Annotated in this window: 16 protein-coding genes and 1 tRNA gene; 2 read left to right on the top strand and 15 right to left on the bottom strand. The window is 65.2% G+C overall.

Annotated features, from left to right (window positions below):
• Positions 1-775: 775 nt before the first annotated feature.
• The 10 genes from KUH32_RS01100 to KUH32_RS01055 all read right to left on the bottom strand — a co-directional run bounded on the left by KUH32_RS01100 (position 776) and on the right by KUH32_RS01055 (position 11,829).
• Positions 776-2,044: a DUF6538 domain-containing protein gene (locus KUH32_RS01100; RefSeq protein WP_217776228.1), complete on the bottom strand. Its 1,269-nt coding sequence runs from the start codon at positions 2,042-2,044 to the stop codon at positions 776-778.
• Between the two features lie 142 nt (positions 2,045-2,186).
• Positions 2,187-2,276: transfer RNA gene (locus tag KUH32_RS01095), tRNA-Ser, on the bottom strand.
• 65 nt (positions 2,277-2,341) lie between these two features.
• Positions 2,342-4,246 carry a beta-galactosidase gene (locus KUH32_RS01090; protein WP_217776227.1) on the bottom strand — a complete coding sequence of 635 codons (1,905 nt, stop codon included), beginning with the start codon at positions 4,244-4,246 and terminating at the stop codon, positions 2,342-2,344.
• Positions 4,247-4,253: 7 nt separating this feature from the next.
• On the bottom strand, positions 4,254-4,859 hold the full coding sequence (locus tag KUH32_RS01085; protein ID WP_217776226.1) for a 2-dehydro-3-deoxy-6-phosphogalactonate aldolase: 606 nt from the start codon (positions 4,857-4,859) through the stop codon (positions 4,254-4,256).
• Complete coding sequence (locus KUH32_RS01080; protein WP_217776225.1) at positions 4,856-5,767, bottom strand: 2-dehydro-3-deoxygalactonokinase; 912 nt, start codon at positions 5,765-5,767, stop codon at positions 4,856-4,858. The genes KUH32_RS01085 and KUH32_RS01080 overlap by 4 nt, the downstream gene beginning before the upstream one ends.
• Positions 5,764-6,534, bottom strand: a complete 771-nt coding sequence (locus KUH32_RS01075; RefSeq protein ID WP_217776224.1) for an SDR family NAD(P)-dependent oxidoreductase — start codon at positions 6,532-6,534, stop codon at positions 5,764-5,766. Before KUH32_RS01075 ends, KUH32_RS01080 begins: the two co-directional genes overlap by 4 nt.
• Before the next feature lie 9 nt (positions 6,535-6,543).
• Positions 6,544-8,631: an alpha-galactosidase gene (locus tag KUH32_RS01070; protein WP_217776223.1), complete on the bottom strand. Its 2,088-nt coding sequence runs from the start codon at positions 8,629-8,631 to the stop codon at positions 6,544-6,546.
• Positions 8,628-9,476: a carbohydrate ABC transporter permease gene (locus KUH32_RS01065; protein ID WP_217776222.1), complete on the bottom strand. Its 849-nt coding sequence runs from the start codon at positions 9,474-9,476 to the stop codon at positions 8,628-8,630. The genes KUH32_RS01070 and KUH32_RS01065 overlap by 4 nt, the downstream gene beginning before the upstream one ends.
• 12 nt (positions 9,477-9,488) lie before the next feature.
• On the bottom strand, positions 9,489-10,421 hold the full coding sequence (locus KUH32_RS01060; protein ID WP_217776221.1) for a carbohydrate ABC transporter permease: 933 nt from the start codon (positions 10,419-10,421) through the stop codon (positions 9,489-9,491).
• 145 nt (positions 10,422-10,566) lie between these two features.
• A complete protein-coding gene (locus KUH32_RS01055; RefSeq protein ID WP_217776220.1) occupies positions 10,567-11,829 on the bottom strand; it encodes an ABC transporter substrate-binding protein in 1,263 nt (420 codons plus the stop codon).
• 148 nt (positions 11,830-11,977) lie between these two features.
• Between KUH32_RS01055 and KUH32_RS01050 the strand changes: the two genes are divergently transcribed.
• Both KUH32_RS01050 and KUH32_RS01045 read left to right on the top strand, forming a co-directional pair.
• Positions 11,978-12,769 (top strand): IclR family transcriptional regulator, encoded by a 792-nt coding sequence (locus tag KUH32_RS01050; RefSeq protein ID WP_217776219.1) that lies wholly within the window; start codon positions 11,978-11,980, stop codon positions 12,767-12,769.
• A 16-nt stretch (positions 12,770-12,785) separates the two neighbouring features.
• A complete protein-coding gene (locus tag KUH32_RS01045; protein WP_217776218.1) occupies positions 12,786-13,844 on the top strand; it encodes an ABC transporter ATP-binding protein in 1,059 nt (352 codons plus the stop codon).
• 73 nt (positions 13,845-13,917) lie between these two features.
• On the opposite strand, the gene KUH32_RS01040 is transcribed toward KUH32_RS01045, so the two are convergent.
• From KUH32_RS01040 to bhcA, 5 genes are all read right to left on the bottom strand, one after another.
• A complete protein-coding gene (locus KUH32_RS01040) occupies positions 13,918-14,892 on the bottom strand; it encodes a type I glyceraldehyde-3-phosphate dehydrogenase (RefSeq protein WP_217776217.1) in 975 nt (324 codons plus the stop codon).
• Between the two features lie 15 nt (positions 14,893-14,907).
• Entirely contained in the window at positions 14,908-15,873 is a 966-nt protein-coding gene (gene bhcD, locus KUH32_RS01035) for an iminosuccinate reductase BhcD (RefSeq protein WP_217778211.1), read from the bottom strand.
• A gap of 169 nt (positions 15,874-16,042) precedes the next feature.
• A complete protein-coding gene (bhcC, locus tag KUH32_RS01030) occupies positions 16,043-17,206 on the bottom strand; it encodes a 3-hydroxy-D-aspartate aldolase BhcC (protein WP_217776216.1) in 1,164 nt (387 codons plus the stop codon).
• A gap of 105 nt (positions 17,207-17,311) precedes the next feature.
• Positions 17,312-18,283 (bottom strand): beta-hydroxyaspartate dehydratase BhcB, encoded by a 972-nt coding sequence (gene bhcB, locus KUH32_RS01025; RefSeq protein WP_217776215.1) that lies wholly within the window; start codon positions 18,281-18,283, stop codon positions 17,312-17,314.
• Positions 18,280-19,470, bottom strand: coding sequence for an L-aspartate--glyoxylate aminotransferase BhcA (gene bhcA / locus KUH32_RS01020; RefSeq protein WP_217776214.1), 1,191 nt, complete (start codon positions 19,468-19,470; stop codon positions 18,280-18,282). The genes bhcB and bhcA overlap by 4 nt, the downstream gene beginning before the upstream one ends.
• Between the last annotated feature and the right edge of the window lie 15 nt (positions 19,471-19,485).

The following is a 19,485-nucleotide window of genomic DNA, read 5'->3' as shown; positions in this document are numbered from 1 at the left end:
AAGGGTTAGAGAGTCGCCGTGCGATTTCTTCATCAACATCAGACACCTGGGCACGTGTTGCCGCACCTCTTTTATCTTGCGCTCCCATTGTTGTGCGCAAGATACCAACTCTTGACGCTCGGACTCGTCGCCTTGTCTACGGAGTAGCTGCCAAAAGCAGGTTTCCGCATTGTGCATACTAGAGGTCTGAAAACACTGCGAAATTGCAGGAAACCTGCACACGACCGATTTGCATGCACGCGAAAACGCTAGTCACGTCAGTGACTTGCGGCATTCGTGGCAGCCGCTTTTATCTTGCCCTTCTTCCAGTTGTCTTCCGCAGCCCTCTGAAATCAGCTCTCGGCACGCTTTCAAAGCCCCAAGAATGCAGGCTCGAGCGACGCTCCCAGACGCATGAGTCGGGGGCCGGGCGCAACCGCCAAGATGCTCACTTCGGTGCTTCGATTTGAGCCGGGCGTTTGGAGGGCTCCCCATCCGATTTGTACGCTGTTACAGGCCGCTTTACGCGGCGCGTTCGCGCGCCCTGCACAAGCCAAATGCTTGGCCTCATGCTCGTATGCATGACACCGTCTCGCCCATCAGCAGCACGCACCGAACCGACCCAACCGGTCGATGCCGCGCGGATCGAAGCGGCACTGGTGAAGGTGGCTGCGCTGGTTGCCAATGACCCGGCATTCGCGCCGGTCTTCGAGCGGCTGGAGGCGGAGATGGCCGCGGCCGTGAAGAAGGAGAAACGGCTGTCCGAGGCGCAGCGCCGGGCGCGGGCGCTGCTGGCTCAGAAGGCGACGCGCGCGACGAGTTCTGCGACGTGTTCCAGCGACGCGCCTTTGCCGTATCGTTCGCGGTCGAGCCGGTGACCGAAGAGGTCGCGGCGGATGCGATCGTCGATCCCGGCGGCAAGCATGCGGTCCTCGAAGGCATGTCGCAGGGAGTACATCGAGTGGCGCGGGGTCTCGAGCAGGCCGTTGGCGCGGAGGAACTTGTTCACGACCGCGCTGAGGGTCGCGCGGTTCCGGTAGCGGGGAAAGCCTTCGGGGTACTGCTTGAGGGCTTCCAGCGAGACCCCGGTCAGAGGGATCACGCGGCGCGCATAGTGCGACTTCAATTGCCTTCCCTCGGGTTCGATAGAAATGTGCGGCACGTCGCAATCGAGCCGGATTGTTTCCGCCGTCAGCGCCGCGCCTTCGGACGGTCGGTAGCCCGTGTTGATCATCCCCAAGAGCAGGGCGCGCGCCTGGCCGTTCAACCCGTCCAGAGCACCGGGGGCGAGCAGTCGCGTCCTGATCCAGTCCTCGCTGAATGGCGGTCGCGTTTGCTTCTCGCCCTCCTTGAAGGACAACTCGCCCAGCGGCAGCACCAGTCCAAGCCGCTTCATCATGTTCACGGTCTTCAATACGTCGCCCAGGTGGATCAGATCCTTGTTGGCCGAGTTCGCCGTGACGTCACCCGCCTCGATCCGGTCGAGCCAGTGTTGACGGAAGTCGAGCATGTCGTCGCGAGTGATGTTGGCGATCTCCTTGTCGCCGATGATCGCGACGAAGTTCATCACCGCCTTCTTGCGCGGGGCCTCCCAGCGGCGCAGCTGGTCCTCGCTCTTGCCGAGGGTCTTTTCCTTGGCGAGCGACCAATAGAGTTCAAGCGCCTTGGTGACCGTGATGCGGGGCTCGGGAACGGTGCCGAGCAAAGCGGCGGCTTCCACAGCATCGGGTTGGTCCGCAGGCGCAGGGATGGCCTCGACGCGTTCAACGACATCCTCGACAGGCAGTTTGGCTACCGCCCCCGCATCCAGATACCGAAAGCCTCTCGCCCGGGCCAGATCGCGCGCGGCCTCGTAGCGGGCCTCCGCATCCGCGCTGTTCCCGGCCAGCCGCGCCTCCCAAGCCTCGATCATCTGGCTCCACGCCCGATCCGCCTTGCTCTGAGCGATGGTCTCCGAGTCGGTGTGCAGGCTGATCCAGACGGTTTCGCGCGGCTCGATACCCCGATACCGGCGCGGCACGCGGCGGCGGAGGTGGTAAAGGCGGCCTCGTTTCGCGATGCTCATGGCGGAGAAATCCCCCGTTTGTGCAGCAAATTGTGTAGCAAAATGTGCAGCAAATCAAGCGGATCAAACAACGCTGCAAGCGCGAAAATGCCGAATTCTGCCCTACTATCAGGTGGTTAAGCGAACGTAGACTGGAGGAAAATGGCGGAGACGAAGGGATTCGAACCCTCGAGACGGTTTCCCGTCTACTCCCTTAGCAGGGGAGCGCCTTCGACCACTCGGCCACGTCTCCGCCTGCCTGTCTAGGGATTGGGTTGGGGGAAAACAAGGGCAAAAACCCGACGATCGGTGGCACCGTCATGCCCTGGGCCTGCGCAGGATGCCGGCGGGAGGAAGCGGACCGAAGGGCGTGTCGACCGTTTGCGCGGTGTGGTTGAACCAGAACCGCTCGTTCGCGGTGTCGCGGACCCGGACCCCTTCGGGCAGGGCAAGGGTCTCGATCCCGGCGCGTGCGCACAGATCGGCAACCAGCCTGTCATGGCCCGGATCGTCGCACCACGCGCCCAGATATGTGACACGGCCCGAGCGGCGGGCAATGGCGCTGCCGTCTTGCAGCGTCAGAACCGCGCCAGCGCTGCCTTCCAGGTCTTCGCGATATCCGATGACCGCGCCGCCGCCCTGGATCGGCAGCGGGCAATCGGCGCGCAGGCTTTCCACCCGGGAAACCGTCACCGCGAGGCCTGGAAAGGCCGGGGGCAGGGGCACGGGGATCGCCATTTCGACATCGCGTGCCGCACTGCGCGGTCCGATCAGGATTTCGGCATCCGCGTTCGCCAGCGCGGTTTTCAGATCGTCCGGCATGTGCATCATACCGGGCACGAGAACCAGCCGATAGCCGGTGAAATCCCGGGTTTCAGGGCGCAAGATGTCCACAGACAGTCCGGCGCGGCGCAGCGCGCGGTACCAGTCGAAGACCAGTCCGAAATAGCTCAGACCCGCGCCATGCGGCTGGATCGTCCAGGCCCAGTCGGCGTCGTAGTCGAAAATCAGAGCGACAGGCGCTTGCACCGGTGCGACACGCGGCGCGGTCGCGATTTCCTGCGCGACCTGGGCCGCTTCGGCCAGGGCGGGCGCGGCTTCGCTATCCGGGCGCAACAGGCCGGAATGCATCTGTTCCTGCGCGAACGGCGCCTGGCGCCATCGGAAATAGCACACCGCCTCGGCGCCGTGGGCAAATGCCTCCCATGACCACAGGCGCACCATGCCGGGCAGGGGCGCGGGGTTGACCGGCGCCCAGTTCACCGGGCCGGGCTGCTGCTCCATCACCCACCAGCGGCCTTTGCCGACGGCGCGGTAAAGGTCATGGTGAAAAGCCTGAAAATCCGGATCGCCTTGCCGCGCAAAGGCACGCTGATGGGCGGCATCCGCCCCGACGCGATCTTCGAGAAAGCCCAGCGGATAGCTGTCCCAACTGGCGATATCCAGATCGTCGCCGACCTTGAAATGGTCGAAATCGGTGATCCGGCCCATGTAGTTATGCGCGATCGGCGCGTCCGAGCGCGCCCGGATGACGTCGACCTGCACGCGGTTGAAGCGCCCCACCTGGTCCGAGGCGAAGCGGCGGAAGGCCAGCCAATGGCCGGGATTGGCTTCGGTCACCGTCAGGTTGGGCAGGTCGATCTGGTCAAAGCCGGAATACTCCATGGACCAGAACACGTTGCCCCAGGCGCGGTTCAGCGCGTCGATGGATTGATACCGCTGCGCGCACCAGTCCTGAAACGCCGCGCGGTCGATCTCGGAATAGCTCAGGATCGTGTCGTGGCATCCGTATTCATTGTCTGTCTGCCAGGCGGCGACATGGGGATTGCGGCCATAGCGGTCGGCCAGCAGCGTCACGATCCGACGGCATTCGTCCAGATAGCCGTTATGGGAAAAACTGTAATGCCGGCGCGAACCGAACCTGCGAGGGCGCCCGTCGCGATCCACCGCCAGCATGTCGGGGTGGCGGTCGATCATCCAGCGCGGCGGCGTCGCGGTGGGGGTGCCCAGGACCACTTTCAGCCCCGCCCTGCCCAGCGTGTCGATGGCCCGGTCGAGCCAGTCGAAGCGCAGATCGCCCGGGGCGGGTTCCAGCCGCGACCAGGCGAATTCGCCGATCCGGACCCAGGTCAGGCCGGTCTCGGCCATGCGACGGGCATCGTCGGCCCAAACGGCCTCGTCCCAGTGCTCGGGATAATAGCAGCAGCCCAGCGTGCGTTTCATCTCTGCCTCAGCCATAGGCTGCGTCGAAGGCGGTGACCATCGCGGCGGCGCGTGACGCGACGTCTTGGGGTTCCATGCCCGGCTTGTACAGCGCCGAGCCGATGCCGAAACCGGTGGCTCCGGCAGCCTTCCAGGCGGCGAAATCGTCGGGACCGACGCCGCCCACCGCATAGACCGCCGTTTCGGGTGGCAGAACGGCACGCATCGCCTTCAGGCCCTCGGCCCCCAGTTGCGAAGCCGGAAAGATCTTCAGCCCGTCGGCCCCGGCGCGCAACGCGGCGAAGGCCTCGGTCGGGGTGAAGACACCGGGATAGGATGCCATCCCGGCGGCCTTGGTGGCGTGGATCACGTCGGCGTTGCAGTCTGGCGAAACGACGATCTGCGCACCGATCCGGGCCAGCCGGTCGACCTGCGCCACCTCCAGTACCGTGCCCGCACCGATCCGCGCGCAGTCGCCTGCATGCGCACGCATCGCCGCGATGCTGTCATAGGGGTCGGGCGAATTCAGCGGGACTTCGATCGTCGTGATGCCGGCCTGCACAAGCGCGTCCAGCACCGGCACGGCCTCGACCGGCTTGATGCCACGCAGGATGGCGATGATCTCTCGGGTCATGATGTGGTTTCCCGGTGCGCGGTGAACGCGGCGGTCAGGCCCGCCAGGGTGATGTCTTCGGCGTCGGTTTGCAGCGGCGACAGACCCTGCGCGGCCAGCGCGTTGGAATAGGCGCGGGCAATGCCAGTGGCGCCCACCACCATCACCTGCTGTCCCAGCCAGTAGGGTCGTGCGCCTGCCAGTTCCAGCCCGATCAGCAGACCGGACAGACGCGCATGGGCATTGGCGGGCGAAAGCCCGTGCAAAAGGCCTTCGGCCCGCAACGTGAACAGGTCCGCGGCCAGTCCGGCGGGGCGGGACAGTGCATGTGCCACGGATTCGGCAAACGCGTCGTCGTCCCAGCCGTCATCGACGGAATGGCGCAACACGGAATGCCGGGACAACAGGGCAAAGATTTCTCCGGTCATGAAGGTGCGAAAGCTGACCACCTCGCCGGCGCTGACCTGCACCCATTTGCAATGCGTTCCGGGCAGGCACACCACGCCGTCGAAATCCGGATGCCGGGCAAAGACGCCGGCGATCTGGGATTCCTCGCCACGCATAACGTCGGCGGGCCTGTCCTGCTTGATGCCCGGCAGGATGCGCACGTCGAGCCGGGGATCGGCCGTGGTGACGCGGGTTGCCTGCGACAGGGCCGGCGGCTTGCACGGTGTGGCGGCGTACGCGGCTTCGGCCCAACCCTGGCGCGATCCGGCCATGCCGCAGACCAACACCGGCACAGAGGTTCCGTCGGGCAGAGCATCGCCGACAAGGTCCAGCAACGCAGGCTCGTAATCGGCGCGGCCCAGCCGGCTCATGCCCTGATCCGAGTCGTGCCGCCGGATCACCCCGCCCTGCGCGTCCATCAGCCAGACGCGCAAAGACGACGTACCCCAGTCGACGGCGATCCAGGCCGGTGCGTCGTTCATCCCGACACCACCACGCCGCCATCGACCGCCATGCATTGTCCGGTCATCATCCGGCTGGCTTGCGACGCCAGGAACAACGTCGCGTCCACCACATCCTGCGGGACCAGGTGCTCCTTCAGGCATTGCCGGTCCAGATGCGCAGCCAGCGCTTCGGGAGTGGCCCATTTCTCCATCTGCTTGTCGGTCAGCACCCATCCGGGCGCCAGCGCGTTGACGCGGATCCGGTCGGGGCCGAATTCGCGTGCCAATCCGCGGGTCATGCCGGTGATCCCGGCATTGGCCGACACGTATGCTGGATAGCCCGCGTTGCCCATCATGTAGCTGATCGAGGAAAAGTTCACGATGGCCCCGCCGCCGGCCGCCTGCATCTGCGGGATCACTGCCTGGCAGGCAAAGAAATAGGCGCGCAGATTGATCGCCATGGACCGATCCCAGAACGCTTCGTCGACGTCCAGCGTCGCATGGCGCTGGTCGTTGGCGGCGTTGTTGACCAGCACGGTGACCGGCCCGTGTGCTTCGGCCGCCTGCGCGACGGCGGCTTGCAGCGCGGCAGTATCGGTGATGTCGCACCGGATGAAGAGCGGCGCGCTGCCGGTTTCATCCTTCATGCGCGCGGCAAAGGCGCTTGCATCGGATCGCCCGACAAAGGCCACCTTGGCCCCTTGCCGCAGAAAGCCTTCGGTCAGCGACGCCCCGATGCCCGAGCCGCCGCCGGTAATGAAGACCGAAGCGCCTTTGAGATCGGGGAAAACGGGGGTGTCGGTCATCTGCATCTCCTAGGTGTCCAGACGGATGCCTTCCAGCACCCAGATCGTCGCGGGAAAACTCCAAGGCAGTGTCAGGCCGCGGTTCATCAGCCAGGCGCCCGATACCGTGATGTCGTCGGATTTCAACGCCGGGGTGCCGCGCGACAGGGCATGGGCGCTACCGCGGTTCAGCAATCGGACGCGGTACATCGCATCGGGACTCAGCCGGGTCAGGCGCAGCGGGCGCGGCGCGATCTGGCCGCTGGTGTCCTGCTTGCCGGCGAAGACGACGAACCGGTCGCCGGTTCGGCACAATTGCTGTTCGGCCAGCACCGCCGGATCTGCCGCGTCCAGCCGCAGGATATCGGCACCCTCCATCCAGTCGCGGTTGGTCTTCCACCAGGTCGTGACTTCGCGCAGCACGGCGGCTTCGCGGTCGTCCAACTCGCGCGGGTCCATCTCGAACCCCATGTGGCGCTGTGCTGCCACCCAGGCGCGCATCGATATGTCGATGACGCGGCCCGAGGTGTGGCATTCGCGCGGACCGACATGACTGCCGGTCACCACCGAAGGCAGGAACAGCGCCGCGTTGTGCTGGATGCGCAGCCGTTCGATGGCGTCATTGCTGTCCGAAAGCCAGACCCGCTGGGTGCGTTTCAGGATGCCGAAATCGATCCGCCCGCCGCCGCTGGCGCAGCTTTCGATCTCGACATGCGGGAACTCGGCGCGCAGCCGGTCGATCAGCGCATAAGACCCCCGCGTCTGCGCCGCGTCGGGCATCGGCAACACACGGTTGTGGTCCCACTTGATGTAGTCGATCGGGTGGTCGCGCAGGATCGCCGACATCCGGTCATACAGAAACGCGCGGACCGCCGGCAAAGCCATGTTCAGCGCCTTCTGCTGACGGCCAAGGGTCTGGTCCTCGGAGCCTAGCGCCCAATCGGGATGGGCGCGGTGCAGGTCGCTGTCGGGGTTGATCATCTCGGGTTCGAACCAGATGCCGAAGGACATCCCCAACCCGTGCACGTGGTCGATCAGCGGATGCAACCCGTCGGGATACTTGCGCGGATCGACCTGCCAGTCCGACAGCGACCGGGTGTCGTCGTCGCGCATCCCGAACCAGCCGTCGTCCAGAACGAACCGTTCGGCGCCCAGATCGGCGGCGCGGCTGGCGATGTCCTTGAGCACCGCGACGTTGTGATCGAAATAGACCGCTTCCCAGCAATTGTAATGCACCGGGCGCGGGGTGCCGGGTCTGGGCCAGGTGACGATCCGGTCGCGGGCATGGCGCTGAAAGGCCACCGCGCAGCCGTTCAGCCCGTCATTGGAATAGACCATGTACAGCGGTGCGGTTTCGAACGCGGTCTGCGCCTCGGTCTCCATCCGCGCCGCATGGCCCCACTGGATCTGGCGGCGGCCGTCGGGCAGTTCCTCGGCGATCATGCGGTGTCCGCCGGACCAGCCGTAATGAAAGCCGTAGACCTCGCCTTGGGTGTTGGTCGCGCCCCTGCAGGGGATCAGCAGGCCGGGGAAATGCTCGTGCCCGGTACGGCCCGTGCGGTTTTCGCGGTAACGCATGCCGGGCGACCAGGCGGTACGGTGCATCTGGAACTCGCCGCACCAGCGCCCGGCGAAATCGATCATCTCGTCCGACAATTGCGGTGCGGGCACCACCGGAGCGGCCAGCCAGTGCAGATGCACCGGGCTCTCTGTCTCCAGCCGGGTCTGCGCGGTGATGATGTGGGTTTCGGGGTCCAGCGCGAAGGAAAAGACCAGCGCCAGACCGTTCGTCGTGTCGGTATAGCGCAGACGCAGCCCGTCGCTGTCGTCATGGCTGTCATAGCAGAACTTGGGCAGCAACGGGGTGCCGCCGGCATCGCGCAGGATCAGACCGGGTTGGCCCGGAAAGCTGCGCGTCGCTTCGGGGCACAACGTCAGGTCGGGGTTTTCGTCCAGCATGCCGCCGGTCACGTCCAGTCGCGACGCGGCGTGCAGCACTGCGGGCTCGTCCGTCTCGGGCAGGCGCGCGCCCCAATAGACGACCTGGGGAAGGCGCTCGCCCTCCGCCGCCAGAACAAGGCTCTGGCGTCCGTTATCCAGCCGCCAGGTGCGTGTCACTTGACCGCCCCCAGCGTCAGACCGGCGATGAAATGCCGCTGCATCAGGAAGAACATCGCCACCGGCGGCAGCGCCGCGACGATCGAACCGGCGCTCATCAGGTGATACTGGGCCACGAATTGCGAGTTGAACGACGTGATCCCCGCGGTCACCGGCTGTGCGTCGGGGCCCTGGGTCAGCACGATGGCCCAGAAGTAATCGTTCCAGATGAAGGTGAAGATCAGCACCGCCAGCGCCGCGATCGCGGGCTTCATCAGCGGCAGCACGATGAACCAGAAGATCCGCCACTCCGCCACGCCTTCGACCCTTGCGGCTTCGATCAGTTCGAAGGGCAGGGCGCGGATGAAGTTGCGCATGAACAGCGTGCAGAAGCCGGTCTGGAACGCGATGTGGAACAAAACCAGGCCCAGCTTGGTGTCGTACAGCCCCATATCCACGGTCAGGTCGCGCACCGGCACCATCAGGATCTGGAAGGGCACAAAGTTGCCTGCGATGAACATGAAGAAGATCAGCAGGTTGCCGCGGAATCGGTAGATGCCCAGGGCAAAGCCGGTCATGCAGGACAACGCCACCGCCCCGATCACCGTCGGCACCGTGATCAGCACCGAATTCAGCATGTAGCGCGGCATGTCCGATTCCAGGAACACCTTGCCGTAGTTCGTGAAGAACTCGAAGGACGACGGCACGCCCCAGTAGTTTCCGTTGGTGAAATCCGACAGCGGCCGGATCGAGAACAACGCGACAGCGATCAGCGGCAGCAGCCACATCACCAGCGCCAGCGGTACCAGCGCCTGATAGGTGATCTGCGCGGCGCGCGGGCGTTTTTCGATGGGTGTCGGGAACATCTCTTTATCTCCCTAGCGGCGCGCCGATTTCTCGTCCTGGTACATCTGCCACAGGAAGTAGCCGATGAAGACGAGCATGATGAGAAACAGCACCACCGCGATGGCCGAGCCATAGCCCATGCGGAATCCGTATTCGGACAGCGCCTTTTCGAACATGTAGAAGCTCAGAACCCGGGTCGACCCGAACGGCCCGCCATTGGTCATGACCGAAATCAGGTCGAAGCTGCGCAGCGCGCCGATGATCGTCACCACGAAGGCGATGAAGGTGGCGGGCTTGAGCTGCGGCAGGATCACGTGCCACAGCATTCGCCAGCCCTTGGCACCGTCCAGCCGCCCGGCTTCGATCTGCTCGGGATCGACGGCGTTCAGGCCGGTCAGGTAGAGGATCATGCAATAGGCCGTCTGCGGCCAAAGCCCGGCGGCGATGATGCCGTAGGTGGCCAGGGTCGGATCGCCCAGCACGTTCACGGACCCAAGGCCGAAAAAGCCCAGCACAGCGTTCAAAAGCCCCTCGCGCGGCAGGTAGAACCAGCTGAAGACCAGGCCGACGACGACCTGGCTCAGCACGAAGGGAAAGAAGAACAGCGACTTGTAGATGCGGATGCCGGCGATCGTCTGGTTCAGAAACAGCGCGATGAACAGCCCCGCCGGGATCGCCAGCAGGTACAGCGCCAGCCACTTGACGTTGTTCCACAACGACACCTCGAAGGCGCGGTCGGTCATCAGTTCCTGGTAGTTGCGCAAGCCCACGAATTCGCCCTGCTCGGACAGTTCGCCCAGCCCGTTCCATTCATAGGTCGAGATGTAGAAGCTCTGGAAGATCGGGATGATCACGTAGACCGCGAAGAACAGGATGCCCGGCGCCAGGAACAGCAGTGGCGTGACGGTCATGCGGTTGCGTTGCATCCAGCTGCGCGGCACGGTCGGGTCAGTGACGGCTGTCATGTAGGCTCCTCCTCCGGGCGGATGGGTCCGGGCACATCATGCAGAAACCGATGGGCGGCTTGTGGATGGCGTGCCGGCGCGCGCGGATGGTGCGAAAGACGATCGGGGCGCGCAGACCCAGCCTGCGCGCCCCTGGTTTTCGGTCTTACTTGTAGATCCGCTGGCGGGCCTGTTCGAGCCGCCCGAGGATATCTTCAAGGTTGTCGGGGAAGACCATGAATTCCTGCAGGCCTTCCATGCCGATCGACGCCATCTCGGCCGGGAAGTCGCGGTCGAAGAACTGCGCGATTCCGCCGGTGGCGTTCTGGCTGAGCATCTCGAAGCCCTGCTGGATGAATTCGTCATCCGCGACCGAGGCGTTGGCGTTCACCGGCAACTGGCCCAGACCGTCGGGCCCGTTGATGCGGGTCTGCACGTCGGGCGAGGTCACGAATTTCAGGAATTCGCGCGCCGCGTCGATATTGGTCGCGCCCGATGCCACGTGGAACGTGTCGGTGGGGGCGTCTTCGCCCATCGCCACGTCGGCGATCTTGGGGAACTGGTAGAAATCGATCTGGTCGTCGGTCAGGCCCGCTTCGCGCAGATGCGGAACGGCGAAGTTGCCGATCAGATAGGCTGTCGCCTCGCCGTTCACGACGAAGGGCAACGCTTCCTGCCAGCTATAGGTCTGATGGTCGTCGATATAGGCGCCCATGTCGATCAGCTTGCGCCAATTGGCGAAGGTTTCGCGCACGCGGTCGTCGGTCCAGGCCACTTCGCCCTGTGCCAGCTGCATGTGGAAGTCGAACCCGTTGGTGCGCATGTTCAGGTAGTCGAACCAGCCGCCGGCGGTCCACAGGAACTTGGAGCCGATGGAATAGCACTTCTTGCCCGCATCGAGGATCTTCTGGCAGTTGGCGATTTCCTCTTCGAAGGTGGCCGGCTCGGTCAGGCCAAGTTCGTTGAAGATGTCTTCGCGGTAGTAGATGCCCCACTGGTAGTAGGTATAGGGAACGCCCCACTGCTTGCCATCAATGGTCATTGCACCCTGAACGGATTCGAGCCCGGCGAAGTCGCCTGCGGCCCACCAGTCCGAGATGTCCATGAACAGGCCCGAGTCCACGTATGGACCCATTCGGTTGGCGGCGTACCAGTTGATGACGTCCGGCGGGTTCGCCGACAGCGCGTTGCGGATCTGGCTTTTCCAGGCCTCGCGGTCGACGATTTCCAGTTCGACGCTCAGGTTCGGGTGCATGGCGTCGAAATCGGCGGCCAGGCTTTCCATGATTGCGCGCGGCGCCGGGTTCGACATGTCCGAGATGATGCGCAGCGTGCCTTCGAGGTTCGAATGGCTGCCTGCACCGGCTGCCCCGGCCAGCATCGTGGTCGTGGCCAGCGCCGCAATGGACGCCTTGAACGTGGATGTCATTTGGTTTCCTCCCGTGTCATCCTGCTGGTTGGTTCCAAATAATGAAACTCTTTTCCAACTATTGAAACTATGTGAGATTCGGGGTATCGATGTCAACACTCTGTCGCCGCGAGGCGTGCAGGGACGGGAGGAGAACAGAGGGCTTGGCATGAACCGCCAGACCGTGCCCGCGGGCGCCGGTGACGGCACCGTCGGCAAAGCGTTGGATGTCTTGGACGCGGTGGCCGGATTCGGCCGTCCGGTGCGCTTTGCCGAGTTGCTGGATCGCTCGCCCTTTCCCAAGGCCACGCTGTACCGGCTGCTGCAGACGCTGACCAACCAGGGCATGCTGTCCTATGACGAAGCCGCGCAGACCTATGCGCCGGGGCTGCGGTTGGTGCGGCTGGCCCACGCCGCCTGGGCGCAGTCTTCACTGGCACCGATCGCGCGGCCGTTTCTGGATGCGCTGTCCGAACGGGTGGGCGAAACGATCCACCTGGCGCAGCTCGACCAGGGCCAGGTGATCTATGTCGACAAGCGCAACGCGCAGAAACCGATCCAGATGTATTCGGCGGCCGGCAAGGTCGGTCCCGGGTATTGCACCGGCGTCGGCAAGACCATGATGGCTTTCCTGCCCGAGGCCGAACGCGGCACCGCCGTGCGCCAGCAATCCTTTTTCGCGCATACGCCCAACACGCTGACCTCGCCCGAAGCGCTCGAGGCCGAACTGGCCCGGATTCGCCACGACGGGATCGGCTTTGACCGCGAGGAACACGAGCCCGGTATCATCTGCGTCGCGGCACCGATCCTGACATCCGCGGGCCGTGTCATCGGCGCATTGTCGATCACCACTTCGACGCAACGCAATACGCTGGACGGACTGGCACGCCTGCGTCCAGCGCTGACCGAAACCGCAAACCGCATCGCCGAAGCTGCAAAAGACTGGCAGTTCCCGGCATGACACAGGAGAAAGCCGGATGACCGGGGTAACGCTCACCAATGCCGTCAAGAAATACGGAGACGTTCAGGTCATCCACGATATCGACCTGGATATCGAGGATGGCGAATTCTGCGTCTTCGTCGGCCCGTCCGGCTGTGGCAAGTCCACGCTGCTGCGAATGATCGCGGGGCTCGAGGAAACCACCTCGGGCAAGATCGAGATCGGTGCGCGCGACGTCACCCGGCTGGACCCGTCCGAGCGCGGCGTCGCCATGGTGTTCCAGACCTACGCGCTCTACCCGCACATGACGGTCGAGGAAAACATGGGCTTCGGGCTCAAGATGACCGGTCATCCCAGGGCCGAGATCAAGCGCAAGGTCGACGAGGCCGCGCGCATCCTTCAACTGGGCGATTATCTCGATCGCAAACCCAAGGCGCTGTCAGGCGGCCAGCGCCAGCGCGTCGCGATCGGCCGCGCAATCGTGCGCGGCCCCGAGGTGTTCCTGTTCGACGAACCGCTGTCCAACCTCGATGCCGAACTGCGCGTCGACATGCGGGTCGAAATCGCCCGCCTGCACAAGGAAATCGGCGCGACGATGATCTATGTCACCCACGATCAGGTCGAGGCGATGACGCTGGCCGACAAGATCGTCGTCCTGCGCGCCGGCCGGGTCGAACAGGTGGGCAGCCCGATGGATCTCTACAACGATCCGGGCAACAAGTTCGTGGCCGGTTTCATCGGCTCGCCCGCGATGAATTTCATCGACGGGACCGTCGAGGGCGGCAGGGTGCGCATGCCCTCGCTCGACACCGCGATAGACGCCAACGTCACGCTTCCGCCGGATGGTGCAAAGCTGTTCGTGGGCCTGCGTCCGCAACATCTGACGCTGCGCCAGTCCCAGGGGCCGGTGATCCTCGACATTCGCGAACGGCTGGGCGGCGTGTCCTATGACTATCTGACCGTCCCCGGCGGAGAAAAGATCATCGTGGAATCCCGCAGCGACGAGGCGATCCCCGAAGGCACGCCCGTCAAGGTCGAATTCGATCCCGCCAACGCGCTTTTCTTCGACGCCGGAACCGAGCGGCGCCTGCGCTGACGCCTGACCGCGGCAGGGGCTTGCCGCCGGCCGGCAGCGCGCGTCCCGTGGATGCGTCCGCGAGGTCGACGGATCAGGCCATCCGCCGCGCCATGTCGATCATGCGCGCGGCGAAGCCCCATTCGTTGTCGTACCAGCCGAAGATGCGCACCTGCGGGCCGCTGACCAGTGTCTCGGGCAGGGCAAGGATCAGGCTTTCGGGCCGCCCCCGCAGATCGGTGGACACGCAGGCATCATCGATCGCGGCGATCACCGGCGATCCTTCGGCAATGCGGCGCAACATGGCGGTCATGTCCGCCGGCGGACGCGCCAGCGTCACGGTCAGGTCGATGGCCGAAACCGAAATCGCGGGCACCCGGACCGCCGCCCCGGTGATCCGTCCCGCAAGCGCCGGCAGAACCGCGTCGATCAACCGCGTGGCGCTGGTCGTCGTCGGCACCATCGACACCGCCCCCGCGCGCGACCGCACCAGCGTGTCGCCCCGCGGCGCGTCCACCATGGGCTGACTGCCGGTATAGACATGCACCGTGGTCATGTGGCCGCGTTCGATCCCGCAGGCCGCGTCAAGCGCCTTGAGCAGCGGCGCCAGCGCGTTGGTGGTGCAGGACGCGTTCGACACGATTCGCGCGGCGCCCATCGCGGCTTCGTTGGCGCCCAGCACGCAGGTCACCTCGGCGCCGTCCGATGGGCCCGAAATCAGCATCCGTGCGGCGCCGGTTTCCCGGAACCGCTCGGCCTGTGCCCGCGTGTCGATCTTGCCGGTGCATTCCATCAGCACATCGACGCCGGCCAGCCGCAACTGGCCCAGGTCGGGCTGCGTCGTCATCGCGATGCGCCGTCCCGCGACCGACAACCCATCGCCGTCCAGAGCGATGCTGCCCGGGAACGGCCCGTAGACGCTGTCGTATTTGAGCAGGTAGGCGCAGATTTCCGGCGGCGCGATGTCGTTGATCGCCGCCACTTCGATATCCGCGTGCGCCGGATCGGTCAGCACCTGCCGCAGCACGGTCCGTCCGATCCGGCCAAAGCCGTTGATGGCGATGCGCATGACGCTCCCTTTCGCTCAGAAGGGGATCTTTTGCGCAACCCCCCGTGCCTCGGCAAGCTCCACCACCTTCGCAGCAACCGCAAGATCCTGCAGACCCACGCCGGTGCCGTCGAACAGCGTGATCTCCTCGGCCGAACGCCGGCCCGGATGGGTGCCGTTGATGACTGCGCCGATCTCGGCGACATCGCTCTCGGCCAACAGGCCCGCCGCCACCGCGTGCTGCGCCTCGCCGATGCTGACCGATTGTGCGATCTCGTCGGTAAAGACGGTCGCCCGCGTCAGCAGGGCCGCTTCGACCTCCTGCTTGCCCCTGGTGTCGGTGCCCATGCAGGCCAGGTGTGTGCCGGGACGGATCTGCCCGGCCTTCAGGATCGGATCGAAACTCGACGTGATCGTGATGATGACATCGGCCTGCGCCCCCAATTCGTCCAGCGATACCGCCTCGAACGGCAGGCCCAGTTCGCCCGCGGTGTCCGACAGCCGCGACAGCATCTCGGGATGCAGGTTCCAGCCCACCACCTTGTCGAAATCGCGCTGCGCGCAGGCCGCACGCATTTGGAAGGCCGATTGATGGCCCGCGCCGACCATGCCCAGCACCTTCGCGTCAGGCCGCGCGAGGTGCTTGATCGACACCGCCGAGGCCGCCGCCGTGCGCAACGCGGTCAGCAGGTTGCCGCCCACCAGCGCCTTGACCCGGCCGGTATCGGCATCGAACAGGATGACGGTGGATTGATGATTGGTCAGGCCGCGCGCGGCATTGCCCGGCCAGTAGCCGCCGGACTTCAGCCCAAGGGCCAGCGCGTCACGGTCGAAACCCGACTTGAAACCGTACAACGCATCGGCATGGCCGATCGCCTCGCGGATCACCGGAAAGTTGTAGGCGCTGCGCCGCGACATGGCGGCAAAGGTCGCCTCGACCGCCTCGAATGCCGCCTCGGCGCTCATCAGCCCGGCAATGTCGCCCTCGGGAACGACCGTCACGCTATGCATCTGGATATCGGTCGTGCCATCGGCCATGACCTCTCCTTTCCGGGGGCCGCACCCCCTGCTTCTTCTCTTTGAAAAATACGCCTGCCCCGGCCGTGCCGCCGCCGCGACATCGGGGTGGAAGGCGAAAGGCGGCAGGGCGGGATGCACCCTGCCATCCAGTTCAATAGGCTTTGCCGCGGGCCGAGACCGGCCAGACGCTTTCGACCTTGCCGTTGCGTACGCCGACATACCAGTCGTGCACGTTGCAGGTCGGGTCGCAGTGGCCGGGCACCAGCTTCAGCTTGTCGTTGACCTGCAGAACGCCTTCGGGGTCCATCACGACACCATGCTCGTCCGAGCACTTGACGTATTGCACGTCGTCGCGGCCAAAGATCACCGGCAGGCCGCTATCCACCGATTGCGCCTTGAGGCCGGCATCGACGATCGCCTTGTCCGCCTTGGCGTGGCTCATGACGCTGGTCAGGATGAACAGCGCGTTCTCCCATTCGCCGCGGTCGATCCGGTTGCCGTCCTTGTCCAGGATGCGGCCGTAATCGGCATCCATGAAGGCGTAGGATCCGCACTGCAGCTCGTTGTAGACGCCCGAATTGCTCTCGAAATAGTAGCTGCCCGTGCCGCCACCGCCGACGATGTCGCAATCCAGACCCTCGGCCTCGAGCGCATCGACCGCGTCTTTCACCTGCGCCACTGCAATGTCGATCTTGGCTTTCCGGTCGTCATAGCTGTCCATGTGCTGCATGGCGCCCTGGTAGGCCTGGATGCCGGCGAATTTCAGGCCCTCGGCGGCGTCGATGGCGCGGGCGATTTCCACCACGGCGGGTGTCGTCGTCACGCCGCAGCGCCCGGCGCCGCAGTCGATCTCCACCAGGCATTCGATCTGCGTGCCGTGACGGGTCGCCGCCGCCGAAAGATCGGCCACGTTGGCGATGTCGTCGACGCAGCAGATCGTCCGCGCGCCCAGTTTCGGCATCCGCGCCAGCCGGTCGATCTTGGTCGGGTCGCGCACCTGGTTCGAAACCAGCACATCCTTGATCCCGCCGCGGGCAAAGACCTCGGCCTCGCTGACTTTCTGGCAGCAGACGCCGCAGGCGCCGCCCAGTTCGACCTGCAACCGCGCCACGTCGACCGACTTGTGCATCTTGCCGTGCACCCGGTGGCGCATGCCATGCGCGCGGGCATAGTCGCCCATCTTCTTGATGTTGCGCTCCAGCGCGTCGAGATCGAGCACCAGGCAGGGGGTCTGGATATCGGCCTCGTCCATGCCGGGCAGGGCCGGGATGTCGAAACCGACTTCGAGTTCGTCGAGATTGGTCATGTCTTTCATGGCAAGTCTCCTAGGGGTCGGAGTCAAAAGGAAGGGAGGGTTCGGTCAGGCTGTAGGGCGGGGTTTACCCCGCCGTCCACGGCAGTTGTTGCAGGCTGGGTGGTCTCACGCGCCTTTCATCCACGGCAAGGCATCCAGATCGACATTGCCGCCGGTGATGATGACGCCCACGCGCTTGCCGCGGAACGTCTCGGGGTTCTTCAGGATCGCCGCCAGCGGCGGGGCGCAGCTCGGCTCCATCACGATCTTCATCCGTTTCCAGATCAGCTTCATCGCGTCGACGATCTCGTCCTCCGAGGTGGTGAGGATGTCGGTCACGTGGTTGGACACGAAATGCCAGGTGTTCTCCTTCAGCGGCACCTTCAACCCGTCGGCGATGGTCACCGGCGCGTCGTCGGCGATGATATGCCCGGCCTTGAAGGACCGCGCGGCATCGTCGGCCTGTTCCGGCTCGGCGGCATAGATCGCGACCTCGGGCGCCAGCGTCGACAGCGTCAGGCAGCAGCCCGATACCATGCCGCCGCCGCCGATCGGCGCGATGACCGCATCCAGCCCGTCGGTCTGCTCCATCAGTTCCTTGCTGCAGGTGCCCTGACCGGCGATCACCCGCGGATCGTTGTAGGGATGCACGAATTCCGCACCCGTCGCGGCCTGCACTTCGGCGAAAACCGCCTCGCGCGAGGTGGTCGACGGCTCGCACTCGGTGATGATGCCGCCATAGCCGCGCACGGCGTCCTTCTTGGCCTGCGGCGCGGTGCGCGGCATGACCACGTGGCACGGAATACCGCGTCGGCCGGCAGCATAGCTGAGTGACAGCGCGTGGTTGCCCGACGAATGCGTCGCGACACCCTTCGCGGCCATCTCGTCCGACAGCCCGAACACCGCGTTGGTCGCACCGCGCACCTTGAACGCGCCGGCCTTCTGGAAGTTCTCGCATTTGAAGAACAACTGCGCGCCGGTCAATTCGTTCAGGTAGGACGAGGTCAGCACCGGGGTGCGATGGATATGGGGCTTGATCCGCTCATGCGCGGCCAGCATGTCCTCGTAGGTCGGAAGATGCGTGATCGTGTCCTTCACTGCGCTGCCATCCTTTCTGCTGCGGCGCCGTGGCGATAAACGGCCTGTGCCGCCGCGACGCCCGAACCCAAGGTGATGTCCAGTCCCAGGTCGGCCATGACCATCTCGGCCGTGGCGATCCCCGACAGCGCCATCGCATCGGTCAACGACCCCAGGTGCCCGATGCGGAACACCTTGCCCGCGACGTCGCCCAGGCCGGTGCCGAAGGCCATGCCGTATCGCGTGGCCGCATGCTCGACGATGCGCGAGGCGTTGAAGCCCTCGGGCGTGCGGATCGCCGTGACGGTGTTCGAATAGAGATCGGGTGACACCGCGCAGGGCTTCATTCCCCAGGCGGCGACCGCGGCGCGCACGCCTTCGGCAATGCGGGCATGACGGGCAAAGACAGTGTCCAGCCCCTCGGCCAGCAGCATCTCGGTCGCCAGCTTCAGCCCGTTCATCAGCCCGACCGACGGCGTGTAGGGATAGGCGTCGGCCGCATAACCCTTGCGCATGTCGTCGATACTCCAGAACGTCCGGGGCAGGGTGGCCGTCTTCGACGCGGCCACCGCCTTTTCGCTGAAGCCGACGATGGCCAGGCCCGCGGGCAGCATGAAGCCCTTTTGCGATCCGGTGACCGCGACATCCACGCCCCAGGCGTCGAACCGGAAATCCATCGACCCGATCGAGCTGACCCCGTCGACCAGCAGCAGCGCGCCGTGACCCGCCGCATCCATCGCGCGGCGCAGCCCGGCGATGTCCGACACGACGCCGGTCGCGGTCTCGTTATGGGTGGCCAGCACCGCCTTGATGCTGCCTCTCTCGTCCTCGCGCAGGATTTCCTCGAACTGCGCCACCGGCAGGCCCTCGCCCCAGGGCACATCGACCTGCGTGACCTGCAGCCCGAAACGCTGGCACATGTCGATCCACTTGTGGCTGAACATGCCGTTACGCGCGGCCAGAACGCGGTCACCGGGGTTCAGCGTGTTGCTCAGCGCGGTTTCCCAACCGCCGGTGCCCGAGGCCGGAAAGATGAAGGTCTCGCCCCGGGTCTGCTTGAGCACCTTGCGCACCCCGTCCAGCGCCGGATGCAGGATAGTCGCGAACAGCGGCGATCGGTGGTCGATCGTCGGCACGTCGCAAGCCTTGCGGATCGCCTCGGGGATGTTGGTCGGCCCGGGGATGAAGACCGGATTCTGCAAGCTCATGGCGGGTTCCTCCTC

The organism is Thalassococcus arenae (assembly GCF_019104745.1).
GTDB lineage: Bacteria > Pseudomonadota > Alphaproteobacteria > Rhodobacterales > Rhodobacteraceae > Thalassococcus_B > Thalassococcus_B arenae.
The sequence above is the reverse complement of the archived record's forward strand: the minus strand, read 5'-3'. Positions and strand labels throughout refer to the sequence as shown.

Bases quoted from the DNA above. Each gene is read 5' to 3' on its own strand.
- KUH32_RS01065 (WP_217776222.1), bottom strand. From the start codon at position 9,476: ATGTTCCCGACACCCATCGAAAAACGCCCGCGCGCCGCGCAGATCACC.
- KUH32_RS01100 (WP_217776228.1), bottom strand. From the start codon at position 2,044: ATGAGCATCGCGAAACGAGGCCGCCTTTACCACCTCCGCCGCCGCGTG.
- KUH32_RS01085 (WP_217776226.1), bottom strand. From the start codon at position 4,859: ATGACCCGAGAGATCATCGCCATCCTGCGTGGCATCAAGCCGGTCGAG.
- KUH32_RS01040 (WP_217776217.1), bottom strand. From the start codon at position 14,892: ATGCGCATCGCCATCAACGGCTTTGGCCGGATCGGACGGACCGTGCTG.
- bhcC (WP_217776216.1), bottom strand. From the start codon at position 17,206: ATGAAAGACATGACCAATCTCGACGAACTCGAAGTCGGTTTCGACATC.
- KUH32_RS01060 (WP_217776221.1), bottom strand. From the start codon at position 10,421: ATGACAGCCGTCACTGACCCGACCGTGCCGCGCAGCTGGATGCAACGC.
- KUH32_RS01090 (WP_217776227.1), bottom strand. From the start codon at position 4,246: ATGAAACGCACGCTGGGCTGCTGCTATTATCCCGAGCACTGGGACGAG.
- KUH32_RS01045 (WP_217776218.1), top strand. From the start codon at position 12,786: ATGACCGGGGTAACGCTCACCAATGCCGTCAAGAAATACGGAGACGTT.
- KUH32_RS01075 (WP_217776224.1), bottom strand. From the start codon at position 6,534: ATGACCGACACCCCCGTTTTCCCCGATCTCAAAGGCGCTTCGGTCTTC.
- KUH32_RS01080 (WP_217776225.1), bottom strand. From the start codon at position 5,767: ATGAACGACGCACCGGCCTGGATCGCCGTCGACTGGGGTACGTCGTCT.
- KUH32_RS01055 (WP_217776220.1), bottom strand. From the start codon at position 11,829: ATGACATCCACGTTCAAGGCGTCCATTGCGGCGCTGGCCACGACCACG.
- bhcA (WP_217776214.1), bottom strand. From the start codon at position 19,470: ATGAGCTTGCAGAATCCGGTCTTCATCCCCGGGCCGACCAACATCCCC.
- KUH32_RS01050 (WP_217776219.1), top strand. From the start codon at position 11,978: ATGAACCGCCAGACCGTGCCCGCGGGCGCCGGTGACGGCACCGTCGGC.